Annotated in this window: 16 protein-coding genes; 5 read left to right on the forward strand and 11 right to left on the reverse strand. The window is 31.2% G+C overall.

Going from position 1 to position 21,619, the window contains the following annotated elements:
• The first annotated feature begins 39 nt into the window (after nucleotides 1–39).
• From OW730_RS18450 to OW730_RS18460, 3 genes are read left to right on the forward strand one after another with little or no spacing between them, the layout of a single operon-like run.
• Nucleotides 40–894 carry an ABC transporter ATP-binding protein gene (locus tag OW730_RS18450; RefSeq protein ID WP_271225524.1) on the forward strand — a complete coding sequence of 285 codons (855 nt, stop codon included), beginning with the start codon at nucleotides 40–42 and terminating at the stop codon, nucleotides 892–894.
• Between the two features lie 29 nt (nucleotides 895–923).
• On the forward strand, nucleotides 924–1,586 hold the full coding sequence (locus OW730_RS26955) for a fluoroquinolone export ABC transporter permease subunit (protein WP_442945447.1): 663 nt from the start codon (nucleotides 924–926) through the stop codon (nucleotides 1,584–1,586).
• A gap of 2 nt (nucleotides 1,587–1,588) precedes the next feature.
• Complete coding sequence (locus OW730_RS18460) at nucleotides 1,589–2,284, forward strand: hypothetical protein (protein WP_271225526.1); 696 nt, start codon at nucleotides 1,589–1,591, stop codon at nucleotides 2,282–2,284.
• A gap of 43 nt (nucleotides 2,285–2,327) precedes the next feature.
• Here the strand turns inward: OW730_RS18460 and OW730_RS18465 are convergent, their stop codons facing one another.
• The 6 genes from OW730_RS18465 to OW730_RS18490 form a co-directional block, all read right to left on the reverse strand.
• Entirely contained in the window at nucleotides 2,328–4,676 is a 2,349-nt protein-coding gene (locus OW730_RS18465) for a M56 family metallopeptidase (RefSeq protein ID WP_271225527.1), read from the reverse strand.
• Nucleotides 4,669–5,052, reverse strand: coding sequence for a BlaI/MecI/CopY family transcriptional regulator (locus OW730_RS18470; protein ID WP_271225528.1), 384 nt, complete (start codon nucleotides 5,050–5,052; stop codon nucleotides 4,669–4,671). The genes OW730_RS18465 and OW730_RS18470 overlap by 8 nt, the downstream gene beginning before the upstream one ends.
• A gap of 237 nt (nucleotides 5,053–5,289) precedes the next feature.
• Nucleotides 5,290–5,976 carry a 5'-methylthioadenosine/adenosylhomocysteine nucleosidase gene (locus OW730_RS18475; RefSeq protein ID WP_271225529.1) on the reverse strand — a complete coding sequence of 229 codons (687 nt, stop codon included), beginning with the start codon at nucleotides 5,974–5,976 and terminating at the stop codon, nucleotides 5,290–5,292.
• Nucleotides 5,977–6,190: 214 nt separating this feature from the next.
• On the reverse strand, nucleotides 6,191–7,093 hold the full coding sequence (gene cysK / locus OW730_RS18480) for a cysteine synthase A (RefSeq protein WP_271225530.1): 903 nt from the start codon (nucleotides 7,091–7,093) through the stop codon (nucleotides 6,191–6,193).
• A gap of 101 nt (nucleotides 7,094–7,194) precedes the next feature.
• Entirely contained in the window at nucleotides 7,195–7,857 is a 663-nt protein-coding gene (locus OW730_RS18485) for a lysoplasmalogenase family protein (RefSeq protein WP_271225531.1), read from the reverse strand.
• A gap of 305 nt (nucleotides 7,858–8,162) precedes the next feature.
• Nucleotides 8,163–9,248 (reverse strand): BMP family lipoprotein, encoded by a 1,086-nt coding sequence (locus tag OW730_RS18490; RefSeq protein ID WP_271225532.1) that lies wholly within the window; start codon nucleotides 9,246–9,248, stop codon nucleotides 8,163–8,165.
• Between the two features lie 414 nt (nucleotides 9,249–9,662).
• On the opposite strand from OW730_RS18490, the gene OW730_RS18495 reads away from it, so the two are divergent.
• The gene (locus tag OW730_RS18495) at nucleotides 9,663–13,094 is read left to right on the forward strand and encodes a pyruvate carboxylase (protein ID WP_271225533.1); all 3,432 of its coding nucleotides are present in this window, start codon (nucleotides 9,663–9,665) and stop codon (nucleotides 13,092–13,094) included.
• Between the two features lie 86 nt (nucleotides 13,095–13,180).
• Here the strand turns inward: OW730_RS18495 and OW730_RS18500 are convergent, their stop codons facing one another.
• From OW730_RS18500 to OW730_RS18520, 5 genes are all read right to left on the reverse strand, one after another.
• Nucleotides 13,181–14,173 carry an ABC transporter ATP-binding protein gene (locus OW730_RS18500; protein ID WP_271225534.1) on the reverse strand — a complete coding sequence of 331 codons (993 nt, stop codon included), beginning with the start codon at nucleotides 14,171–14,173 and terminating at the stop codon, nucleotides 13,181–13,183.
• A complete protein-coding gene (locus OW730_RS18505) occupies nucleotides 14,173–15,159 on the reverse strand; it encodes an ABC transporter ATP-binding protein (RefSeq protein ID WP_271225535.1) in 987 nt (328 codons plus the stop codon). The genes OW730_RS18500 and OW730_RS18505 overlap by 1 nt, the downstream gene beginning before the upstream one ends.
• A gap of 11 nt (nucleotides 15,160–15,170) precedes the next feature.
• Nucleotides 15,171–16,082: an oligopeptide ABC transporter permease gene (gene opp4C / locus OW730_RS18510; protein ID WP_271225536.1), complete on the reverse strand. Its 912-nt coding sequence runs from the start codon at nucleotides 16,080–16,082 to the stop codon at nucleotides 15,171–15,173.
• Nucleotides 16,083–16,096: 14 nt separating this feature from the next.
• The gene (locus OW730_RS18515) at nucleotides 16,097–17,059 is read right to left on the reverse strand and encodes an ABC transporter permease (RefSeq protein WP_271225537.1); all 963 of its coding nucleotides are present in this window, start codon (nucleotides 17,057–17,059) and stop codon (nucleotides 16,097–16,099) included.
• Between the two features lie 178 nt (nucleotides 17,060–17,237).
• Nucleotides 17,238–18,959 carry a peptide-binding protein gene (locus OW730_RS18520; RefSeq protein WP_271225538.1) on the reverse strand — a complete coding sequence of 574 codons (1,722 nt, stop codon included), beginning with the start codon at nucleotides 18,957–18,959 and terminating at the stop codon, nucleotides 17,238–17,240.
• 700 nt (nucleotides 18,960–19,659) lie between these two features.
• Here OW730_RS18520 and gatE point away from each other — a divergent pair.
• Nucleotides 19,660–21,618: a Glu-tRNA(Gln) amidotransferase subunit GatE gene (gene gatE, locus OW730_RS18525; RefSeq protein ID WP_271225539.1), complete on the forward strand. Its 1,959-nt coding sequence runs from the start codon at nucleotides 19,660–19,662 to the stop codon at nucleotides 21,616–21,618.
• The last annotated feature ends 1 nt before the right edge of the window (nucleotide 21,619 follow it).

The raw sequence follows: 21,619 nt of genomic DNA on the forward strand, positions 1-21,619 counted from the left end.
CTCAAAAAAGAACAGATGATTTTTAAAGGAGGTATTAGTATGATTAAAGTTAATAAAGTTAACTTCACTTATGAAAAATCTAAAAAGAGCGCCTTAGAGAATGTAAATTTTGAAATAAAAAAAGGTGAAATATTTGGTTTTCTAGGCCCAAGTGGAGCTGGTAAAACTACTACTCAACGACTTATTATAGGTTTATTAAGAGGATATGAAGGCAGCATTGAAGTCTTAGGAAAAGAAAGAAGAGATTGGGGTAATGATTTTTATGAAAAAATTGGTGTTGCCTTTGATTTTCCTAATCTATACATTAAATTAACAGCTAAAGAAAATTTAAAATTGATAGGATCTTATTATAAAAATAAACTTGAGGATATTGATGTACTTTTAGACAGAGTTGGTTTATTGCCTTATGCAAACAAGAGAGTTGAGAGCTATTCCAAAGGAATGAAAATGCGATTAAACTTCATACGATCAATTTTGCATAAACCTGACTTAATGTTTTTTGATGAACCTACATCTGGCCTTGACCCTGTTAATGCTAAAATTATTAAAGATATGATTACTGAACAAAAGAACTTAGGGAAAACCATATTTTTAACAACTCATAATATGACTGTAGCTGAGCAGCTCTGTGATAGAGTCGCTTTTATAGTTGATGGTAATATTTCTGTGATTGATAGCCCTAAAAATCTAAAACTTGAACACGGTAAAAACTCTATTAAAGTAGAATATATCAATTACGGAAAACTTGTAGAAGATACTTTCAATCTTGAGACCATTAATACCAATGAAAAATATTTTGATATTATGAGAAACAAGAAGATTAAAACTATTCATAGCCAAGAAGCAAGTCTTGAAGATATTTTCATAAAATTAACAGGGAGGAAATTATTATGAGACTATTAAATGCAATAAAAAGTGATTTTATGTTTCAATATAGGCAAGGATTCTATTTCATATATATCATAATTACCTTGTTTTACGTAATTTTATTATCTAGATTACCACAGAATATATTAAACATTTCAGTCCCTCTAATTGTTTTTTCTGATCCCTCTATGTTAGGTTTGTTTTTTATTGGAGGAATTATCATGTTGGAGAAAACTCAGGGAATCATTAATTGCATCATTGTTACTCCCCTTAGAGTACATGAATATATACTCTCAAAATTAATATCGCTAACCATTATTGCTGTATTGGCAGGCTTTTTTATCACAGCCATAACCTATGGTTTCTCTGTTAATTGGTTACTATTAACATTAGTAATCACCCTTACTTCTGTTTTTTTTACCTTAACTGGATTTTTAATTAGTGCAAATTGCAGTACTCTTAACCAATATTTTATTAAGATGATACCATGGATGCTTATTTTAATAATACCTTGTTTTTCTATATTGGAATTCAAATATTCTTATCTATTTACGGTTATCCCCAGTGTTTCTCTTTTAAAACTTCTAATAGGTGCCTTTAATGGTATCAATCTCTATTTAGCTTTAATATTAATCATTTATATGTGTGTCATCAATTATTATTTTTTACTTAGAGTTAAAAAAGTCTTTGAAGAGAAAATTCTATATGGAGGGCAATAGATATGATTAATTTTTATCATATAAAAAATGATTATAGACAGATTATTAGAGAACCAATTATGCTATTATTGTTCATTTTACCTATTTTTATTTCAGTGATTTTTAAGCTAATATTAACTTTTTGCATTCCTATTCTTCATAACTATTTTGACTTTACTTTAGACCCATATTATAGTTATATAATTTCTCTCACCTTCTTGCTTATTCCAGGTATGCTTGGTGCAGTTACAGGGTTCATGATGTTAGATGAGAAAGATGGCAAAATTAGCGAACTACTCTCCATAACACCTCTTGGAAAAATAGGTTATTTAATTAACAGACTCTCTTTTGGTTTTATCGCATCCTTTATCTATACTCTGATAACTTATTATATCCTTAGTATCTATACTATCCCAATATTAACCTTGCTTTTTATAGCCATACTTCTAGGGATTTACGCCTTTATTATTGGTAGTATTTTATTTATGTTATCTGATGATAAGGTTAAGGGATTAACATATGCAAAAGGATTAAACATAATAATGTTATTTGCTCTATCTGATTTGTTAAATATAAAGTGGTTATCAATACTGTCAATGTTCTTCCCTACCTACTGGATTACAAAAGTTATTCAAAACCCTAATAATCTGATAGAACTATCAAGTGCTCTACTAGTTCATGGTATATGGTTATTTATCCTTCTTTTGAAAGATAGATAAAAAACAAGTGCTCATATTATCTTATGAGCACTTATTACTAGGCCTAAACTTCCATCATTTCAATAACTTTTAGTTTCCATACTCCATCCTTAAAAGTAGCTTCATATGTTGGAATAACTGCACCCAAATTACCAAACCAGGAAACACCTCTAATTATCGCTTTATTTTCACTATATTCTTCCACACCTATACTTAACAAAGTTCCATCTATAGCTCTCACCAGGCTTCCGTCTTCACTAACTTCAAATTTTGTACTGTCATTTTTTACTTTCTCAAAACTATAAACATTCTGTGATATAGTAGTAAGCGCCTTCAGAATTTCTTTTTTTGAATTGTCACTTAATCCCTTCAGTGTCTTTAAATCTACTGCAATAAATTCATTGCCGCCATTTCCATGTGAAAATACAGATTTCATAACTGCAACATACAAATCCATTCTTCGTCTTTCTTCAGCACTAATATCCAGTTTACTATCTTTTATATTATCTTTTTTTCCTGCTAAAACATCTTGTAATAAATCTAAATCATTCCCAAGTACAGTTAGATCACCATATTTTTCTTCAAATGCTGCTCTCGGGAATGTAAAAGTAGTATTATATTTTGATTCATCCAATCTGCCATGTGACTGTGAATCCCTGAATGCAAAGGTTACTACATCAAGATTATCAATCATAGCAAATGCAACTAAAGCATTTGTTCTACAATTTGTCTCAAAAATAGAATTTGGAGTAACAATTGGCCATTCTCCTTCATATTTTATGTCTGGTAATAGTTCATAGTATATTGTAAGCTTATAAGGCTTATCTTTTGTTTCCATTGAAGTGTAATGTTGTTTAAAATATTTTTGAGGAACAGGCATGAGTCCAGCAATATACCCCACCTTACTAGCATCGCCAATATAAGGGGTTTTGTATTTTGAAATCTCCTCTAAATTGTATGTTAACATATCAACTCTTACAACAAATCCATAGCTAACAGTTCCTCTATCCTTAAAGTTTAAAATCATTGTATAAATATATTCACCTTGCTCTGATGGTGCTTGTATACATACACTTCCATTGGTAAAGGTTGGTTCTGATGTTTCAAATTCTATCAATTCTTTTTCTTTATAAACAGAGATATCTTCAATTGTAAAGTCGTATTTTTTATCTTTTTTAAGTCTCTGTGTATCAATGATAAGTTGCTCTTTACCTGTTACAGAAACTACATTATCTAATCTATACTCAAAATTAACAGTATGATCTGAGTCAGCATTAACATGTCTTCCACGGTATGACCAACTATAAGTTCCTATACGCGCTACCTTTGTTTTCATATACTCTGCACTTATATAAATATTAGGTGGTGTATCTTTACTAGTTCCAACTCCAGCACCTAAATATAATGCTCCAAATGTAACTACTCCTAGTAAAACTACTGATAAAATTATTATACTTATTGATTTTTTATTATGATTCATAATTGATACCAATCTTTCCTTTAAGCTTTTTTTCTCTTCACACATAGTAGCTTGCAATACCCCATTGGGATATTTTTGTTCTGCAACAACAGATATTAAAGTGTCACCATACGCTTGTTTTTCTTCTGAATTGAAGTTTTTTATAACAAATTCATCACAAGCTAATTCACAAGCATTATTAATTTCCTTTTTAATAAAATACATAAGTGGGTTAAACCAATGTATTGATGTAGAAATCATAGTAATCCATTTTATAGTTATATCATAACGTCTTAAATGTGACATTTCATGAAGTAAAATGTTTTTGAGCTGTTTTTCATTAAAGTCAATGTTTGGAATAATTATACTTGGTCTCAGTATTCCAATAAGCATTGGTGTTGCCACAAATCGATTACGTACAAGACATACCCTCTTCCGTCCATTCAATAAAGTAGCTACCATTCCATTTTCTCCATCAGTAGCAGGGATATTTCCTTGCTTTAGATATTTTAAAAACTTTATATACCCTATTAAATTTATTGCAATTGCTATGATTACTCCAGATAACCATATATATAAAATATAATTATTTAATATATTCCAAAACCATTTGATATTATAACTCTCACTGTTATCCACTACATTACCTGAATTTTCATGAACACTAGGTTCCCTTGATGAATTGATTGTATATTCACCTGTATCTTTTAACGGTTGAACAGCCCCTTCAGTAGTTGTCTTTAGAGAAATTTTATCACTATAGAACACATTGTTCATAAAGCTATCTTCAAAAGAAAATGGAATTATAAGTCTTAATATCACCACCATCCATAAGTAGTATTGTATTGACTTTGATACCTTGTTCTTTATAAATGGCTTAATAGCAAATATCAACAGTGCAAGAATACTGCCTGATAAGGATAATGACAATAATAACTTAACTGTTTCATTCATCTCTGTCACCTACCTTAAATAAAGTACGAAGCTCCTCAATATCAGAATCATTAAGTTTCTTGCTCCCCAAAAGAGATGCAACAAGTTTTTTAGCACTCCCTGAATACAAACGATCAATTAAGCTTTGGGTAGAAAAATCATTATATTCTTCCTCACTAACCAAATGTTTATAATAAAATACTTCTTTTTTAGTTGCTAAAACTACACCCTTTTTACACAATCTTCGAAGTAAGGTTTTTATTGTAGAGGTTTCCCATTTACTAGTCTGTTCAAGCTTTTTTCTAATATCCGCCATAGGAAGTTCGTAACCAGCTCCCCATAATACCTTCATAACTTCAAGTTCAGAATCTGTGATTTTTGAAACTAATCTGCTCATATCCAATCCTCCTCTAAGGTTACACATGTAACCTTAAGAATAGTTTACAACTGTAACTTTTGGATGTCAACAGTTTTTTATCCTTTTATTGTAAAGAAAGTAACTTTTGTTATATATTCTAAATATAATTTTTAATGTAAAAATACAAAAAGACTATGAATTACTATCTAAATAGCTTTTCATAGTCTTTTTCTAATATTTAATTAGGAATATTGTATAGTATTAATTCATTTAATACTATATATTCTTTATCATATTTAAAACTATAGTCGCAGAATGTTCTGCAGAAATTGTCTCAAATTCTTCATAGCTGATACTTGCATCATCATCTGCATTATCAGAAATAGATCTAATAACTACAAATGGTATATTATTTATATGAGCAACATGTCCAATCGCAGCTCCTTCCATTTCTACGCAATGTGGTGAGTACTCTTCAATTATTTTTTTCTTTAACACACTATCTGATACAAAACACTCTCCGCTAACTACTCTCCCTAAATGATAATTCCACTCTTCATTTTTAGTTAATTCACATGCCCTTAGTGCAGATTCAATCAATTTTTTATCACCTTCAAAATACTCCTTAAAAGGGAAACAACTCATCATTTGTTGTTTTCTTACATCATGATATGAAACATCTTGAGAGACAATTACATCACATACTTTTACATCACTATGCATCCCACCAGCAATTCCTGTATTTATCACACAATCTACATTAAACCTATCTATTAAAATTTGTGTACAAGATGCTGCATTTACTTTTCCAACTCCGCAACCACATAAAACTATATCCTTTCCTTCAATTGTCCCATTATAATAATTAAAACCTGCAATATTTTCTTCTTTTATTAAACTCATATTATTTTTTAATAACTCTATTTCTAAATCCATAGCTCCAATTATTCCTATAATACTCATATTTTAATCCCCCATTCCTCTTATATCAAATCATTTTTCCTAATTATATATATTCTACAAATTCGTCATTTTTCCTTTTAATATTTGTAAATATTACATTTTTTACCACCATTAACTTTATAATAGTATAAATAAAATCCACCTATAAGGTGGATACCAGAGTACTAAGGAAAATGTACTGGTCTATAAAGTTTTCATACTTCACTTATTATATCTATAAAAGAGATGTACTAAAATACCGCTCTGCTCTATCTGGCAATATAGTTACTATATTTTTCTCTCTACCATATTTTTCAGCCATCTTAAGAGCTGCCCACATATTAGCACCAGAAGATGTTCCTACCAAACATCCACATACTCTTGCCAACTTTCGTGCATATGCTATTGCATCATCATCTGTAACCTCTATAACTTCATCTATTAACCTTGGATCTAGAATATCTGGGATAAATCCATCACCTATTCCCTCAATTTTATGAAGTCCAGGTTCATGTCCTAATAACGCTGATACATTTTTAGGTTCAACTGCTGCAATAATACATGATGGGTATTTTTCTTTCATATACTTTCCAATCCCAGCTAATGTCCCACCACTACCTAATCCTGAAACAAAAATATCAACCTTTTTATTTAATTGATTACAAATTTCAACTGCTGTAGTTTTATAATGAATTAGGGGGTTATTTGGATTTTCAAACTGATTTAGTACAAACACATCCTTATTCTGATTCTGAAGTCTTTCAACCTCTCTAAGTGCACCTTCTACACTCTCTTCCTTAGGTGTTAGTACAAGGTCAGCACCGAGAGCTTTGATTACCTTTTTACGTTCTTCACTCATATTTTCAGGCATTACAATAACTACCTTATATCCTTTTCTTATTCCAACAAGTGAAATACCAATACCAGTATTTCCAGAGGTAGGTTCAACTATAGTCATACCTGGTCTTAATTTTCCTTCTTTCTCAGCTTCTTCAATCATAAATTTTGCTATTCTATCCTTAATACTTCCTCCTGGATTAAGAAACTCACACTTTGCAAATATTGAAGCATGAAAACATTTTCCAAGAGATAGTAATGGCGTGTTTCCAATTACATCTGTTATAATCTCGTGTATCATATTTATTCACTCCATATAATTCATATTATCTTTTATATAATAAAATATTCACAAAGTTATTATATGTACCTATTATGTTGATTAATCTATAACTCACATAATTAGAATATAATCGAAAAGGCAATTAATAATTGAGCTGTGTAATATAGCACTTTGTTAATGCTATCATATATTCTATTTTGAACTTTAAACTTGATGACAAACAAAATAATATCTGATAACCAATACAAAGTAACACCAATACTAAAAATAATTAATTTGGAATGTGAATTTGATAATAAATTTATTAAGCTGTTAATCACAACAATTGTCAATGGATATGCATAAAATAGTGCAAATTTTGCCCTGGTTGTACCTTTTACAATTTTATTAAATATTAAATACATTAAGATAACAAAAAATATTGATATGAAAAGTGACTCAAAATTAAAACTTTCCAGTTGTATTGATGCAAATAAATAGACTATTTGAGATATTGTTATAATTACTAAAGCTATATAGAAGTAGAACTCACTATTTCTCTTTTCAACCTTACACATCCCTAAAAAAATATCTCCTATGGAATTACAAAACAACCCTAGTATAATAAAAAGTTCAAAGTTATAAAAAGCTCCATTTTTAGCAGATAGTAAAAGTGATAGTGTTACAAATAACATTCCAAGAATAATTTTATTTATTAACCCAAATTTATGCATATATCTCCATCTAGAAAAAATTAATGATCCTATAATTAAGTAATACACAAATATAATTGCTATAACCATAAACTCCTCCCAAAACATGTATTATTTAATATTGTCACCAACCTCAGCTGATTTATAATATATATCATTTTTCATATACATATTCCATATAATTATTTTCCAATAATTAGCATTATATTATTATATTCTATAGACATACTACTCATCCCTTTTGATTTATAAAATATTAATTGTATCCTGTTTACTATAAATACTATAGGTTCTCTTATCATAAAATTTTATAATACTAAAAAGACTATGAAGTTAGGTATAACAGCTTCATAGTCTTTTGAAATCTCTATATTAATTTTTTCGAAAATAATTAATTATTTTTCTATACTTACTGCCTCAAAGTGCTTTAATTCATCAAAGTTACTTGGGACTTTTATTTCACCTTTAGATATTGCTTCTTTATATAGTTCAACAAGATCAATCACTTCACTTGGAGTATTATTTGATGTAGATTTTGCTATTTCAAGAGCATTTTCTTTTAATCCCATTTGAACAACTTTTCCACCTTCAAAGTTTCCATTAGCTACTTCCTTAACAGTTTCATAAGTTCCTACATCAACACGTTTTACCATACTTGATAAGATAACTTCTTCGTATTCTGGCATTGTCTCTGCTTGGTCCATATCTACCCCTATACACCATACAGCTTTTCCATTATTTCTAAACTCTTGTGCTGCTGAAAACATACCAATTCCCGCTCCACCAGCTGCATGATACACAACATCACAACCTTCATCATATAGTGATTTAGCAACTTCATAACCTTTGTTAACATCTACAAAACTCTCTGCATATTTAACTGTTCTTCTATTTATTAGATATTTTCCAGCCTCAGGATTGACACTCATAACTCCTGCTGCAAATCCAACTTCAAATCTGTTAGTAAGTTCTATATCTCTTCCACCTAAGAATCCTACTCTATTAGATTTAGTCATTTTCCCTGCAATTACACCCATTAAAAATGAACCTTCATGTTCTTTAAAAACTATTGACTTTACGTTATCTAATTCTACAACATTATCTACTATTGCAAAGTTTATATTCTCATAATTTTCTGCAACACTCTTAACAGCATCTACCATTTGAAATCCTGTAGCAAAAATTATATCTGCTTCTTCATCTATTAAAGCTTCCATATTTTCAGCATAATCTTCTTTTCTCTGTGATTCTATAACAACATACTCAACATCAAATTCTTCCTTAGCTTTATTAATTCCTTTATCTGCACTTTGATTGAAGGATTTGTCGTTAACTCCACCTTCTGTAGTTACTAAACCTACTAATGAACTCTTTTTGCTTGTCTCATTGTTGTTTTGAACATTTTTGCTTCCACATGCAGTAAATGCTCCTACCATCATAGTTGTCATAATTGCACTAGCAATAACTCTTTTAAGTCTCATATCTTATCCTCTTTTCTTTCGTTTTAAAAAATCTATCGCAAATCAGCGACTTTTATATATTAGCAGAACGCAGTATTTATTTCAAGATTAAATCCGAATATTTTTTTATTTTTATTAAATAATATTTGCATATTTAAAATTATTACTCTCTTTGTTTTTTAATTTTTATATAAGTCCTTTAACTCCTGATAATCCTAGTATAGGTGTAAATTCTACTCCAATTGGAGAACTTAATATTGACATAAATTTAATCCATATTTAAAATTGCAATATTTCTTTGAACAAATTGCAGTTGTAATAATAAAATATATTGTATATAATAATATCATTGATAAATTTGCAAGTTATTTATACAAGATAATTCATTTTTCACATAATACTTTACATGGAAATTTAATGAGGAGGTAACCTTTTATGATAAAAAAGTTTAAAAGAATACTTGTGGCAAACAGAGGAGAAATTGCAATTAGGATTTTTAGAGCCTGCAGCGAATTAGGAATTCGCTCAGTAGCAATATACTCAAAGGAAGATAAATTTTCTCTTTTCAGAACGAAAGCTGATGAATCTTATTTAATAGGAAAAAATAAAGGTCCTATTGAAGCTTATTTAGATATAGATGAAATAATAAATCTTGCTCTAAAAAAAGGTGTAGATGCAATACACCCAGGTTATGGCTTCTTATCCGAAAACGTAGAATTTGCACGTAAATGTGAAGAAGTAGGAATAGAATTTATTGGACCTACAGCGGAAATGATGAACCAATTAGGTGATAAGATTAAATCTAAACTAGCTGCTCAACGTGTTGGTGTACCAACAATTCCAGGAGTTGAGAAACCTATAACATCTGAGGAGGAAGCAATAAAATTCGCTCAATTATGCGGTTATCCCATAATGTTAAAAGCTGCTGCTGGGGGCGGCGGACGTGGAATGAGAATAGTTAAAAATGAGAGTGAATTACTCTCAGGTTTTAGAAGTGCTAAAAATGAAGCTAAAAAGGCTTTTGGAATAGATGATATATTTATTGAGAAATATTTAGAAAGTCCTAAGCATATTGAAATTCAAATTTTAGGTGATAAATACGATAATATTGTTCATCTTTATGAGAGGGATTGTTCAATTCAACGTAGACACCAAAAAGTAATTGAATTTACACCTGCCTTATCTCTTACTAAAGAAAAAAGAGACGAAATTTGTTCTGATGCTTTAAAAATTGCAAAAGCTGTGAATTATAGAAGTGCAGGTACTTTAGAATTTTTAGTTGATAATCATGGGAATCATTATTTTATAGAAATGAATCCAAGAATTCAAGTTGAACACACAGTAACAGAAATGACAACAGGAATTGATATTGTTCAAAGCCAAATATTAATAGCCCAAGGGCATTCACTAGATTCTGAAGAAGTTGGAATCCCTTCTCAAGAACATGTAAAACCTAGAGGTTTTGCGATTCAATGTAGGATTACTACTGAAGATCCTACAAATAACTTTTCTCCTGATACAGGTAAAATAGATGTTTATAGAACAGGCTCTGGTTTCGGTATAAGACTAGATGGTGGAAATGGGTTTACAGGCGCAGTAATAAGTCCTTATTATGACAGTCTTCTTGTTAAAACAACCTCTTGGGCATTAACTTTTAAAGATGCCGTAAGAAAGTCTTTACGCTCTGCTAAGGAACTTAAAATATCAGGTATAAAAACTAATATTGACTTCTTGATTAATGTATTGAATCACCCCACATTTAAAGCTGGAGAATGTAATACAAATTTTATTGCTGAACATCCTGAATTATTTAATATAGAATCCAATATTGACGAAGAATATAATGTTTTAAAATTCATAGGTGAGAAAATAATTAATGAAACTAGCGGGTTAAAGAAAGATTTTGATGTTCCTGTTGTGCCTAAAATACAAGTGCCTGTAACATTAAGTGGTACAAAATTGATACTTGATAAAGAAGGTCCTGAAGGAGTAGTTAACTTTATAAAATCTCAAAATAAACTTCTTCTTACAGATACAACAATGAGAGATGCACATCAGTCTTTAATGGCTACAAGAATGAGAAGTATAGATATGATTAAAATTGCAAAAGCAACCTCAGTTCTAGCAAAGGATCTATTCTCCTTAGAAATGTGGGGAGGAGCAACTTTTGATGTTGCCTACAGATTCTTAAAAGAATCTCCATGGGAAAGACTTCGTGAACTTAGAAAAAAAATTCCTAACGTATTATTCCAAATGCTTATTAGAGGTTCAAATGCTGTTGGATATAAAAATTATCCTGACAATGTAATCAGAGAATTTATCAAGGAATCAGCTGAATCTGGAATTGATGTTTTTAGAATATTTGACTCCTTAAACTGGCTGGAAGGAATGAAAGTTGCCACTGATGAAGTATTAAAGAATAATAAAATAGCAGAGGTTTGTATTTGTTATACTGGTGATATTTTAGATACTTCCAAAAGTAAATATGATCTTAAATACTATGTGGAAAAAGCTAAGGAAATCGAAAAGATGGGTGCTCATATTTTAGGTATAAAAGATATGTCTGCTCTTTTAAAGCCTTATGCAGCGTATAAACTAATTAAAGCATTAAAAGAGGCAATTACAATACCAATACATCTTCACACTCATGATACAACTGGTAATGGAGTTGCAACCTTGTTACTTGCAGCTGAGGCGGGAGTTGATATTGTTGATACATCTTTCAATAGTATGTCTGGACTTACAAGTCAACCAGCTCTTAACTCAATAGTTGCTGCACTTGAAAACACTGATAGAGCTACTGGAATAAATCTTGAAGACATTCAACATCTATCAAATTACTGGGATGCTGTAAGACCAGTTTATTCTGAATTTGAATCTGGCTTGAAATCTGGCTCTACAGAAATATATAAATATGAAATTCCAGGCGGTCAATACTCTAACTTAAAACCACAAGTTGAAAGTTTTGGACTTCAACACAAATTTACTGATGTAAAAGAGATGTATAAGAATGTTAATACTATGGTTGGGGATATTGTAAAAGTAACTCCTTCGTCAAAAATGGTTGGAGACCTTGCAATTTTCATGGTTCAAAATAATTTAACACCTGAGAATATCATTTCAAAAGGAAAAACTTTAGCATTCCCTGATTCTGTTGTAGCATATTTCAAAGGTATGATGGGACAGCCAGAAGGAGGTTTCCCTGAAGATCTTCAGGATATTGTCCTTAAGGGTGAAGAGCCTATTACAATTAGACCAGGTGAACTGCTACCAAGTGAGGATTTTGATAAAATTGAAAAACATTTAAGAGAAAACTTCTCTATAGAACCTACTAAAAAAGATATTCTAAGCTATTCACTATATCCAAAAGTATTTGAGGACTATCTTAAATATATAAAAGAACATGGAGATATGAGTAAAATGGGAAGTGATATATACTTCCATGGTTTACGCGAAGGAGAAACTTGTGAAGTAAAAATAGCTGAAGGACAAATATTAGTTATAAAGCTTCTTGAGATTGGTAGAATTAATGATAAAGGATATAGAACGATAATTTTTGAAATTAACGGGAATAGACGTGAAGTTCAAATAAAAGATAAAAAAAGTAATAAAAACATTCATGTAGAATCTGTGAAATTAGCAGATCCAAGCAACAAACTAGAAATAGGCTCTAGTATTCCTGGAAATGTATTAAAAGTAGTTGTTAACGAAGGTGATGAAGTAAAAGAAAATGATACCTTAATAATAATTGAGGCTATGAAAATGGAAACAAATATTACAGCCTCTTCTTCAGGAATTGTAGATTCAATCTTTGTTAAAGAAGGTCAGCAAGTTGAAACTGGTGAGTTGTTAGTTAAGATAAAATAACGGGGTCAGACCCCTAAACAAAAATTGGATTGGGGCAAATCCCAATCCAATTTTTGTATGGGGGTCTGACCCCAATCCATATTTTTTTAATTTATTTCCTTAACTCTATGACAGCTTACTAAGTGATTATTCCCCACATCAATAAGTGGTGGAACTTGTTTTTTACATATATCTTTAGCAAATGTACATCTAGTATGGAACTTACATCCTGAAGGAGGATTAGCTGGACTTGGTACATCTCCTTGCAGAACTATTCTTTGTTTCTTAATTGATGGGTCTGATATTGGTATTGCAGAAAGTAAAGATTTTGTATAAGGATGTAAAGGATTTTTAAACAATTCCTTAGATGATGCTTTTTCTACAAAGTTACCAAGATACATAACACCAATTGTATCACAGAAATATTTAACTACACTTAAATCATGCGATATAAAGAGATAAGTTAAATCAAACTGGTCTTTTAATTCTTGCATTAAAGTCAGAACTTGTGCTTGGATACTAACATCAAGTGCTGCAATTGGTTCGTCTCCAACAATAAACTTAGGATTCAAAGCAAGTGCTCTTGCTATTCCAATTCTCTGCCTTTGTCCTCCACTAAATTCATGAGGATATTTTTTAACAAATGACCCTCTAAGACCACATAGTTCAAGTAGCTCTTTTGATTTATCAAGCGCTCCTTTTTTATCATAAAGCTTATGCTTTAATATTCCTTCAGAAATAATGTTACCTACATTCATTCTAGGATCTAGAGATGCATAAGGGTCCTGAAAAATTATCTGCATATCCTTTCTAAGCGCTCTAAATTGATCCTTATTTAAATTAATGTTATTTTCTACATCATAAATAACCTTATCTTCAAAAGTTACTTTACCAGCTGTTGGATTTAAAAGATTCAAGACAGTTCTACCTGTAGTAGATTTACCACATCCTGATTCTCCTACTAATCCAAAAATCTCACCTCTTTGGATTTCAAAATCAATCCCATCTACAGCTTTAACATAACCTGCAACTCTTGAGAATACTCCCTTTCTAATAGGAAAATATTTTTTTAAACCTTCAACTTTCAATAAAGAAGACATTAAACATTACCTCCTTTTTCATCAAGTAACCAACACCTAACTTTACTTCCGTTCTCTAAAACTTTCAACTCAGGCATGCGTGTTTTACAAATATCCATACACTTATCACATCTAGGTTCAAAAGCACATCCTTCTGGCATATCATATGGACTTGGTACCATACCTCTTATACATGAAAGCTTGTCATCGTCTCCTATTAAGTCAGGTCTTGATTTTAAAAGACCTACTGTATAAGGATGTTTAGGATTATGGAAAATTTCCATTACAGTTCCTTCTTCTACTACTTTACCAGCATACATAACTACAACATTATCAGCCATTTCAGCCACAACACCTAAATCATGAGTTATAAGCATAATAGCAGTTTCAAATTTCTTATTTAAATCCTTCATTATTTCTAAAACTTGTGCCTGTACTGTAACATCGAGAGCTGTAGTTGGCTCATCTGCTATAAGAAGAGATGGATTACAACTAAGGGCCATAGCAATCATCACTCTTTGTCTCATACCACCGCTAAGCTGATGTGGATATTCCTTTACAACTTTATCAGGTCTAGGAATACCTACTAAATCAATTAATTCTATAACTCGCTTATCGATTTCATCACTACTCATATCAGTATGTAATTTTAACATTTCAGCAATCTGCATACCCACAGTAAATACAGGATTTAATGAAGTCATAGGCTCTTGGAATATCATTGCAATTTCATTACCACGAACCGTTCTCATCTCATCACTAGACAATTTTAACAAGTCTTTATCTTTAAATATTATCTCCCCACCTACAACAGATCCGCCCGGCTTTGGAACAAGTCCCATAATAGATAGAGATGTTACACTTTTACCACATCCTGATTCACCAACTACTCCCAATACTTTTCCTTTTTCTATATTAAAACTAACATCATTTACCGCCTTAACTGTACCTTCAGAAGTATTGAAAAATGTTTTTAAATTTTTCATTTCTACTAAAATATTAGACATATGCATACCTCCTACCTCTTTAGTTTAGGGTCAAGAGCATCTCTCAGCCCATCTCCCAAGAAGTTTATTGATAAAACTGAAACAAAAACTAATATTCCAGGTGGAACCCAAAGCCATGGCATTCCTCTAAGTTGTCTTAATCCTTGTGCTGCAGCTAACATATTTCCCCAACTTGGAACAGGCTGTTTAACACCTAAACCTAAGAAGCTTAAACCTGCTTCAGATATTATTCCAAATGCAACAGACATTGTAGTAAATACTATTAACGGTGCTGCAACATTAGGTAATATATGTTTAATTATAATTTCCCCAGAACTCATACCAAGCGCTCTAGCAGCTTCAACAAACTCTCTTTCCTTTATAGATAAGATTTCTGCTCTTATTATTCTAGCAATACCTGTCCAACCAAGTACTCCAGTTATGAATACAACATTCCATATACTAGGACCTAAAACAGCTGCTATTGTTATAGCTAAAACGAAGAATGGGAAACACATGAAAATATCAACAATTCTCATATTAACGAAATCAATTTTTCCACCAAAATATCCAGAGGTTGCTCCTACAAAACTACCTATAAATAAAGATATTAATGCTGAAAAAATACCAACTGTTAAAGATATTCTTCCACTATAAATAAGTCTTGTTAATACATCTCTTCCTAAATCATCAGTACCTAATAAGTGAGCACTAGAAGGTTTTGCATATGTCTTCGTCATATCTGCAAGATCTCGCTCATAAGGTGCTATAACAGGTGCTAATATTGATATAATAGCTAGTAATATTAGAACAGTTAACCCAAACATAGCTAGTTTATTTTGTCTTAGTCTCATCATTGCTAATCTAAAAGGCGACATACCTTCTGTATTTAAAGATTTTTTCTTTTTAACATCTTTGGTATTTACAACTTTTTTTGTATTCATACTCTTCCCTCCCTTTAATCGTATTTAATTCTTGGATCAATAAAGGCGTACAAAATATCTGCCAAAAGATTAGATAATAATACTACAACAGCCATCATCATTGTACAACCCATAATTAAAGGATAATCACGATTATTTACAGACTGGAACATTAACTTTCCCATACCAGGAAGCGAGAATATAGTCTCTGTCATAAGTGCTCCTCCAAATAGTCCAGATATTTGTAATGTAAGCATTGTTATAACAGGTATTAAACCATTTCTAAGTGCATGTTTATAAATTACAACTTTTTCAGATAACCCCTTTGCTCTTGCAGTTCTTATATAGTCCATATTTAAAACTTCTAACATACTTGATCTTGTGTACCTCATTAGTTGTGCAATACTAAGTAAGGATAACATCATTGTAGGCAAGAATAAGTGCATTGCCATATCCCAAATATGCATTAATCCTGTATATCCAGCACCGGCACTTACCACACCAGATATAGGGAATATTTTTAAATCTACAGCAAATATTTTAACTAATAGTAGACCGAAGAAAAATGCTGGTATAGATATTCCAAAAAACGAAATAAAAGTTACAGCATAATCCGTAAAGGAATTCTTCTTACTTGATGAGATAACTCCGAAAGGAATTGCGATAGCTGTACTTACTAATAAAGATAGGAAAGCTAACACAAATGTAAAAGGAAGTCTCTCTCCTATTACTTGTGTAACTGGTGTATTATATCTAATAGAATATCCAAGATTACCCTGTAAGACTTGTCCAATCCATTTGAAATACTTCACATGTATAGGATCATAAAAACCTATACTTCTAAGCATAGCTTCTTTATCGGCTACAGTCATTTTAGGATCTATCATGTGTGAAAATGGATTACCTGGCATAGCATTAACTAACAAAAAGATTATTAGTGATATACCTATCAGTACGGGAATACACATTAGTATTCTTCTTATAACATATTTTTGCAAAGGAAATCCTCCCTTCTTTCTCTAAAAAATTTCAATAATTTGTTTAATCCATGAAAATTATTTATTCAGTTTAAATTGAATTTATTTTTTACGGTTAAAATCATATCAAATTACTTTTTTAAAGTATCAAGTTGATAGCAAAGCTACCAACTTGATAAAAATTCTTTAGCAATATACACTATTTTTCAAAATATAGCTTGTGAATATTGTACCAGTTACCATAAGGGAATATTTGTAATCCCTTAAGTTTTGGATTGTAAGCTCTACCTTCTACCATGCTGTATAAGAATACTGTTGGCATTTCATCATTTACAAGTCTAGCCCACTCATTATATATCTCTTCTCTTTTTGCTTGATCTAATGTTACTTTACCTTCTTGAATTAATTCATCACTCTTAGCATTAACGAAACCAGATACATTCCATCCGCCTAATTCTACTAAGCTTGAATGCCAGATTCCTTCTGGATTTGGATCAATTGAAAGTCCCCATCCCATTAAGTAGAAATCGAATTCATGAGTATCAAATGTTTGTTCAACTAAAGTACCAAATTCCATAATTAATAATTCAACATCAATACCTATAGCTTTTAAATTCTGTTGAATTAGAGGTGCAGAAGCTTCTCTAACTTTATTACCTGTAGGATATTTTAATGTTACTTTAAGTGGTTCACCTTTCCAGTAAAGTGTGTCACCTTTGTACTCATATCCAGGTACTTGAGCAATAAGCTCTTTAGCTTTTTCAGGATTATATTCATATTTGTTTATATTATCTTTTGGAAGTGCCCAGCTGAATGATGCAAATGGAGCATACGCAACAACTCCATACCCTTCCATAATTCCATCAACCATACCTTGTCTATTTATAGCATAAGCAAGTGCTTGACGGAATCTCTTGTCACTAAACTTCTCAAGTCTGTTGTTGATACCCATATATTGGTATCCTCTATCTGTTACTTCTTCTACAACTATGTTATTTTCTTTATAATAAGCTAAATCATCTTTGTTCATTTTACTAATTGGCGCAAAATCAATTTCCCCAGCGATTAATTGTGCTTGAACTGTATCTTGGTTAGCTACTTGTAAGAATATTTTCTCAAGAATTGGAGCACCTCTGTGATACTCTTCATTTCTTACAAACTCAACATATTGGTCTGGCTCAAACTTAGCAAATTTAAATGGACCAGTACCGATTGGATTTCTTAAAGTTTCTGTTGCTTTATCCCACTCTTTAACAGGAATCTTTGACCAGATATGTTTAGGAATTATTCCATATCCACTAAGATCGCTAAGTGCAGGAGCTGATACTTCTTTTAAAGTTATTTTTATAGTATGCTTGTCCACAACTTCGATACCTGAAACATGATCAGCATTTCCATCTTTATACTCTTGAGCACCTACGATGCTAGAAAAGTCTGAAAATCTTGGACCACTATAGTCAGGATGACAAATAGTTTCATAAGTGAACTGTACATCTTCTGCTGTGAATGGTTCACCATCATGCCATTTAACATTTTTCTTTAAATGGAATGTAAATTGTAAATTATCATCTGATATATCATAACTTTCAGCTAACATTGGTTCATATTTAAGTTCAGGGTTTACCTCTAATAACCCTTCAAAGATAAATGCAGTTACATTTGAATCATATTCATCTTCATACATTGTTGGGTGGAATACTCCAGGAGGTGAACTCCAGATAGCATATCTAAGTACTTGGCTATCCGCTAATTTACTATCATCTTTCTTTTCATCTTTCTTTGAATCATTTTTCTTTGTTTCTTCTTGCTTAGTATTTCCTTTGTTTGAAGTTTCGTTATTATTATTTTTTCCACATCCAGTGAAAGCCATAGATAATAATAGTGCAGCTACAACTGAAAAAATTAAAACCCTTTTCTTCATAAACATCCTCCTTAATTTCTCGGTATTTGATAGTAATAACAATATATTTTTATTTATCAGATTTATTGCTTTTTTCTGATAATTGCAAGGAAAAAATATATGTTATGACTATTTTCTCTGCAGAAGCGATATTTCTTCTGCGATATAAATATACTACCATAAATTACCTTGTATAATCAAGGGAAATTTTGTTACATTTCAGATTTTTTTAATTTTTTATTAACAATTAAAATTTTATGTATATTTATCCTTCATATCAACCACAGTTTTAATCTTAAAATAAACCACATTAAACTTCTGCTCTAAATAATATAAATTTATACCATTTTGCACAATATATCCTAAATATATTTCAATTTAAATTATATAAAATAACTGAAAGCAAATTTTATTTTTTATATAAATAATCCACTTATTCCATAAATATACTTTTATTCTTTTTTTATCTGAATTTTTATTCAAAATCACTTCATAAATACACATCCACATTCATTTAGCAATTGAGGATAACGTCACTCATTTCTGCAATTATGTGATTCTATTGATTCTTTTTTCTAATAATTGCAATCAAATACACAAATTATTATAGAGCTATAGGAAACCTACAACTACATATTTTGTTAACTTGAAACATATAATTTTTATAGATATAACTCACACGAACACTGCTAACTCATTAAATATGGAGGATTTTAAGAAAATGAAAAACAACTTTAATGAAACACAAAAACGCATTGGTTATTCTCCTCGCAAAAATACTTTGCCCAATGTATATGAAAAGCTAGGCTTAATGTGTGGTCTTGAGGTACATCAGCAGCTCAAGACTGACAAAAAACTTTTTTGTCACTGCCCATCAGGGATTTATCAAAAAGATGGTGAATACGATGCAGAAGTAATAAGACATATGAGACCTACCTTAAGTGAGATGGGTGGATATGACGGTACTGCACTAATGGAGTTCAAGACAAAAAAGAAAATCATCTACCGTATTGCAAATGAAAGCACCTGCACATATGATATTGACGACACACCGCCTTTCAAGATAAATCAACAGGCTCTAAAAATTGCCTTAGAGATTGCTTTATTACTTAAGACAAATATTGTAGGCGAGCTTCATATTACACGTAAGCAATACCTTGACGGAAGTATCCCTGCCGGTTTCCAACGTACAGGTATAATAAGCATTGAAGGAGAAATCCCTTTAAAAAACAAAAAAATTCGTATCATTCAACTAAGCATTGAAGAGGATTCTTGCCGAGAAGTATGGGATATAGGTCACGAAAGAGTATATACCACCGATCGTTTAGGTATGCCACTAATCGAGACCGTTACTTATCCTGATATGAAAACTCCTGATGAGGCTGCAGAAGCTTGCAACTATATCCGTTTTCTTAATCGAAGCACAGGAAAAGTAAGGACAGGCATTGGCGCTACCAGGGAAGATGTTAATGTTAGTATTACTGGCGGAACACGGGTGGAAATCAAAGGAGTTTCTCATATACGATATATTCCTGACCTTGTTCACAACGAAGCTTTTCGTCAAAAAAGCCTCTTAGAAATTCGTAATGACCTTCTAAATCGAATACCTAATTGGGATAATTGGAGAACTTCTCACCTAGTCCTGAATGATGAAGAATTATATTCAGTATACAAACAAACTCCTGAAACCATTATTAATAACCATAAGTTTGTTGGAGTAAATTTACCTGATTTTAAAAACATTCTCTCATTTTTCACTCAACCCGGAAGAATGTTCTCAGATGAAATTTCAGATAGATTGAAAGTTATTGCTTGTATTGAAAAACCAAATATGACTCATTCTGAAGATTGGCACAACAATCAAAATTATATCGATTTTAAATCCTTGGGTAAATTATTAAATGCAAAAGATGGTGATGTTCAAATTCTTTTCTGGGGTCCAGAGGACGATATAACCACTGCTATAGAAACTATTGAAGAGCGATGTAAACTAGCTTTTGAAGGAGTACCTAACGAAACTCGAAAGTCATTTTCAGATGGTACTACTATGTTTGAACGTGTGTTACCAGGAGCTGACCGTATGTATCCTGATACTGATTCAGCCCCTATTTCCATTAGTGAAGAGTTGATCAATAGTATTGAAAGCAACCTCCCCACTGATGTGTATAAACAGATGGAGCAACTTACAAACTGGAATGTCCCTGAAGATACATTTTTCTATCTGCTGAGATATAACTTGATTCCGCTTATAAAAAGAATCTCTAGTGATTTTGAAGCTGAACCTCGATTTGTTGCCACTTTATTAGCTCATCGTTTAAAACATATCCAAGGAAAAGCACAGTCTCATTCATCTTTTAATTTTGATAAAATATATGATCTTTTCGCTTTCATCAAGGAGCAAAAAATTGAATCGGAACTTCTTTATAAGATGCTCCCTATGGTTTATCAATATCCTATGATGGACATGGAATCACTCTTAGAAAAGATAAATTTTATTAAGCGTGACAGAGATAGTATTATTTCACTAATTCCATTGATGCGAGAAAAATTTACTTTTATTAATACTTCAAAAAATCCTGATGCTGAATTACTCTGGATTATGAAAGAATTACGCAGCACAGCCATTGGTAATATGCCACTTCATGAACTTGCTGATGCTATTCGCAAAGGAGGTAAATAAC

Origin of the sequence: Oceanirhabdus sp. W0125-5 (assembly GCF_027938815.1) — a bacterium.
GTDB lineage: Bacteria > Bacillota > Clostridia > Clostridiales > Clostridiaceae > Oceanirhabdus.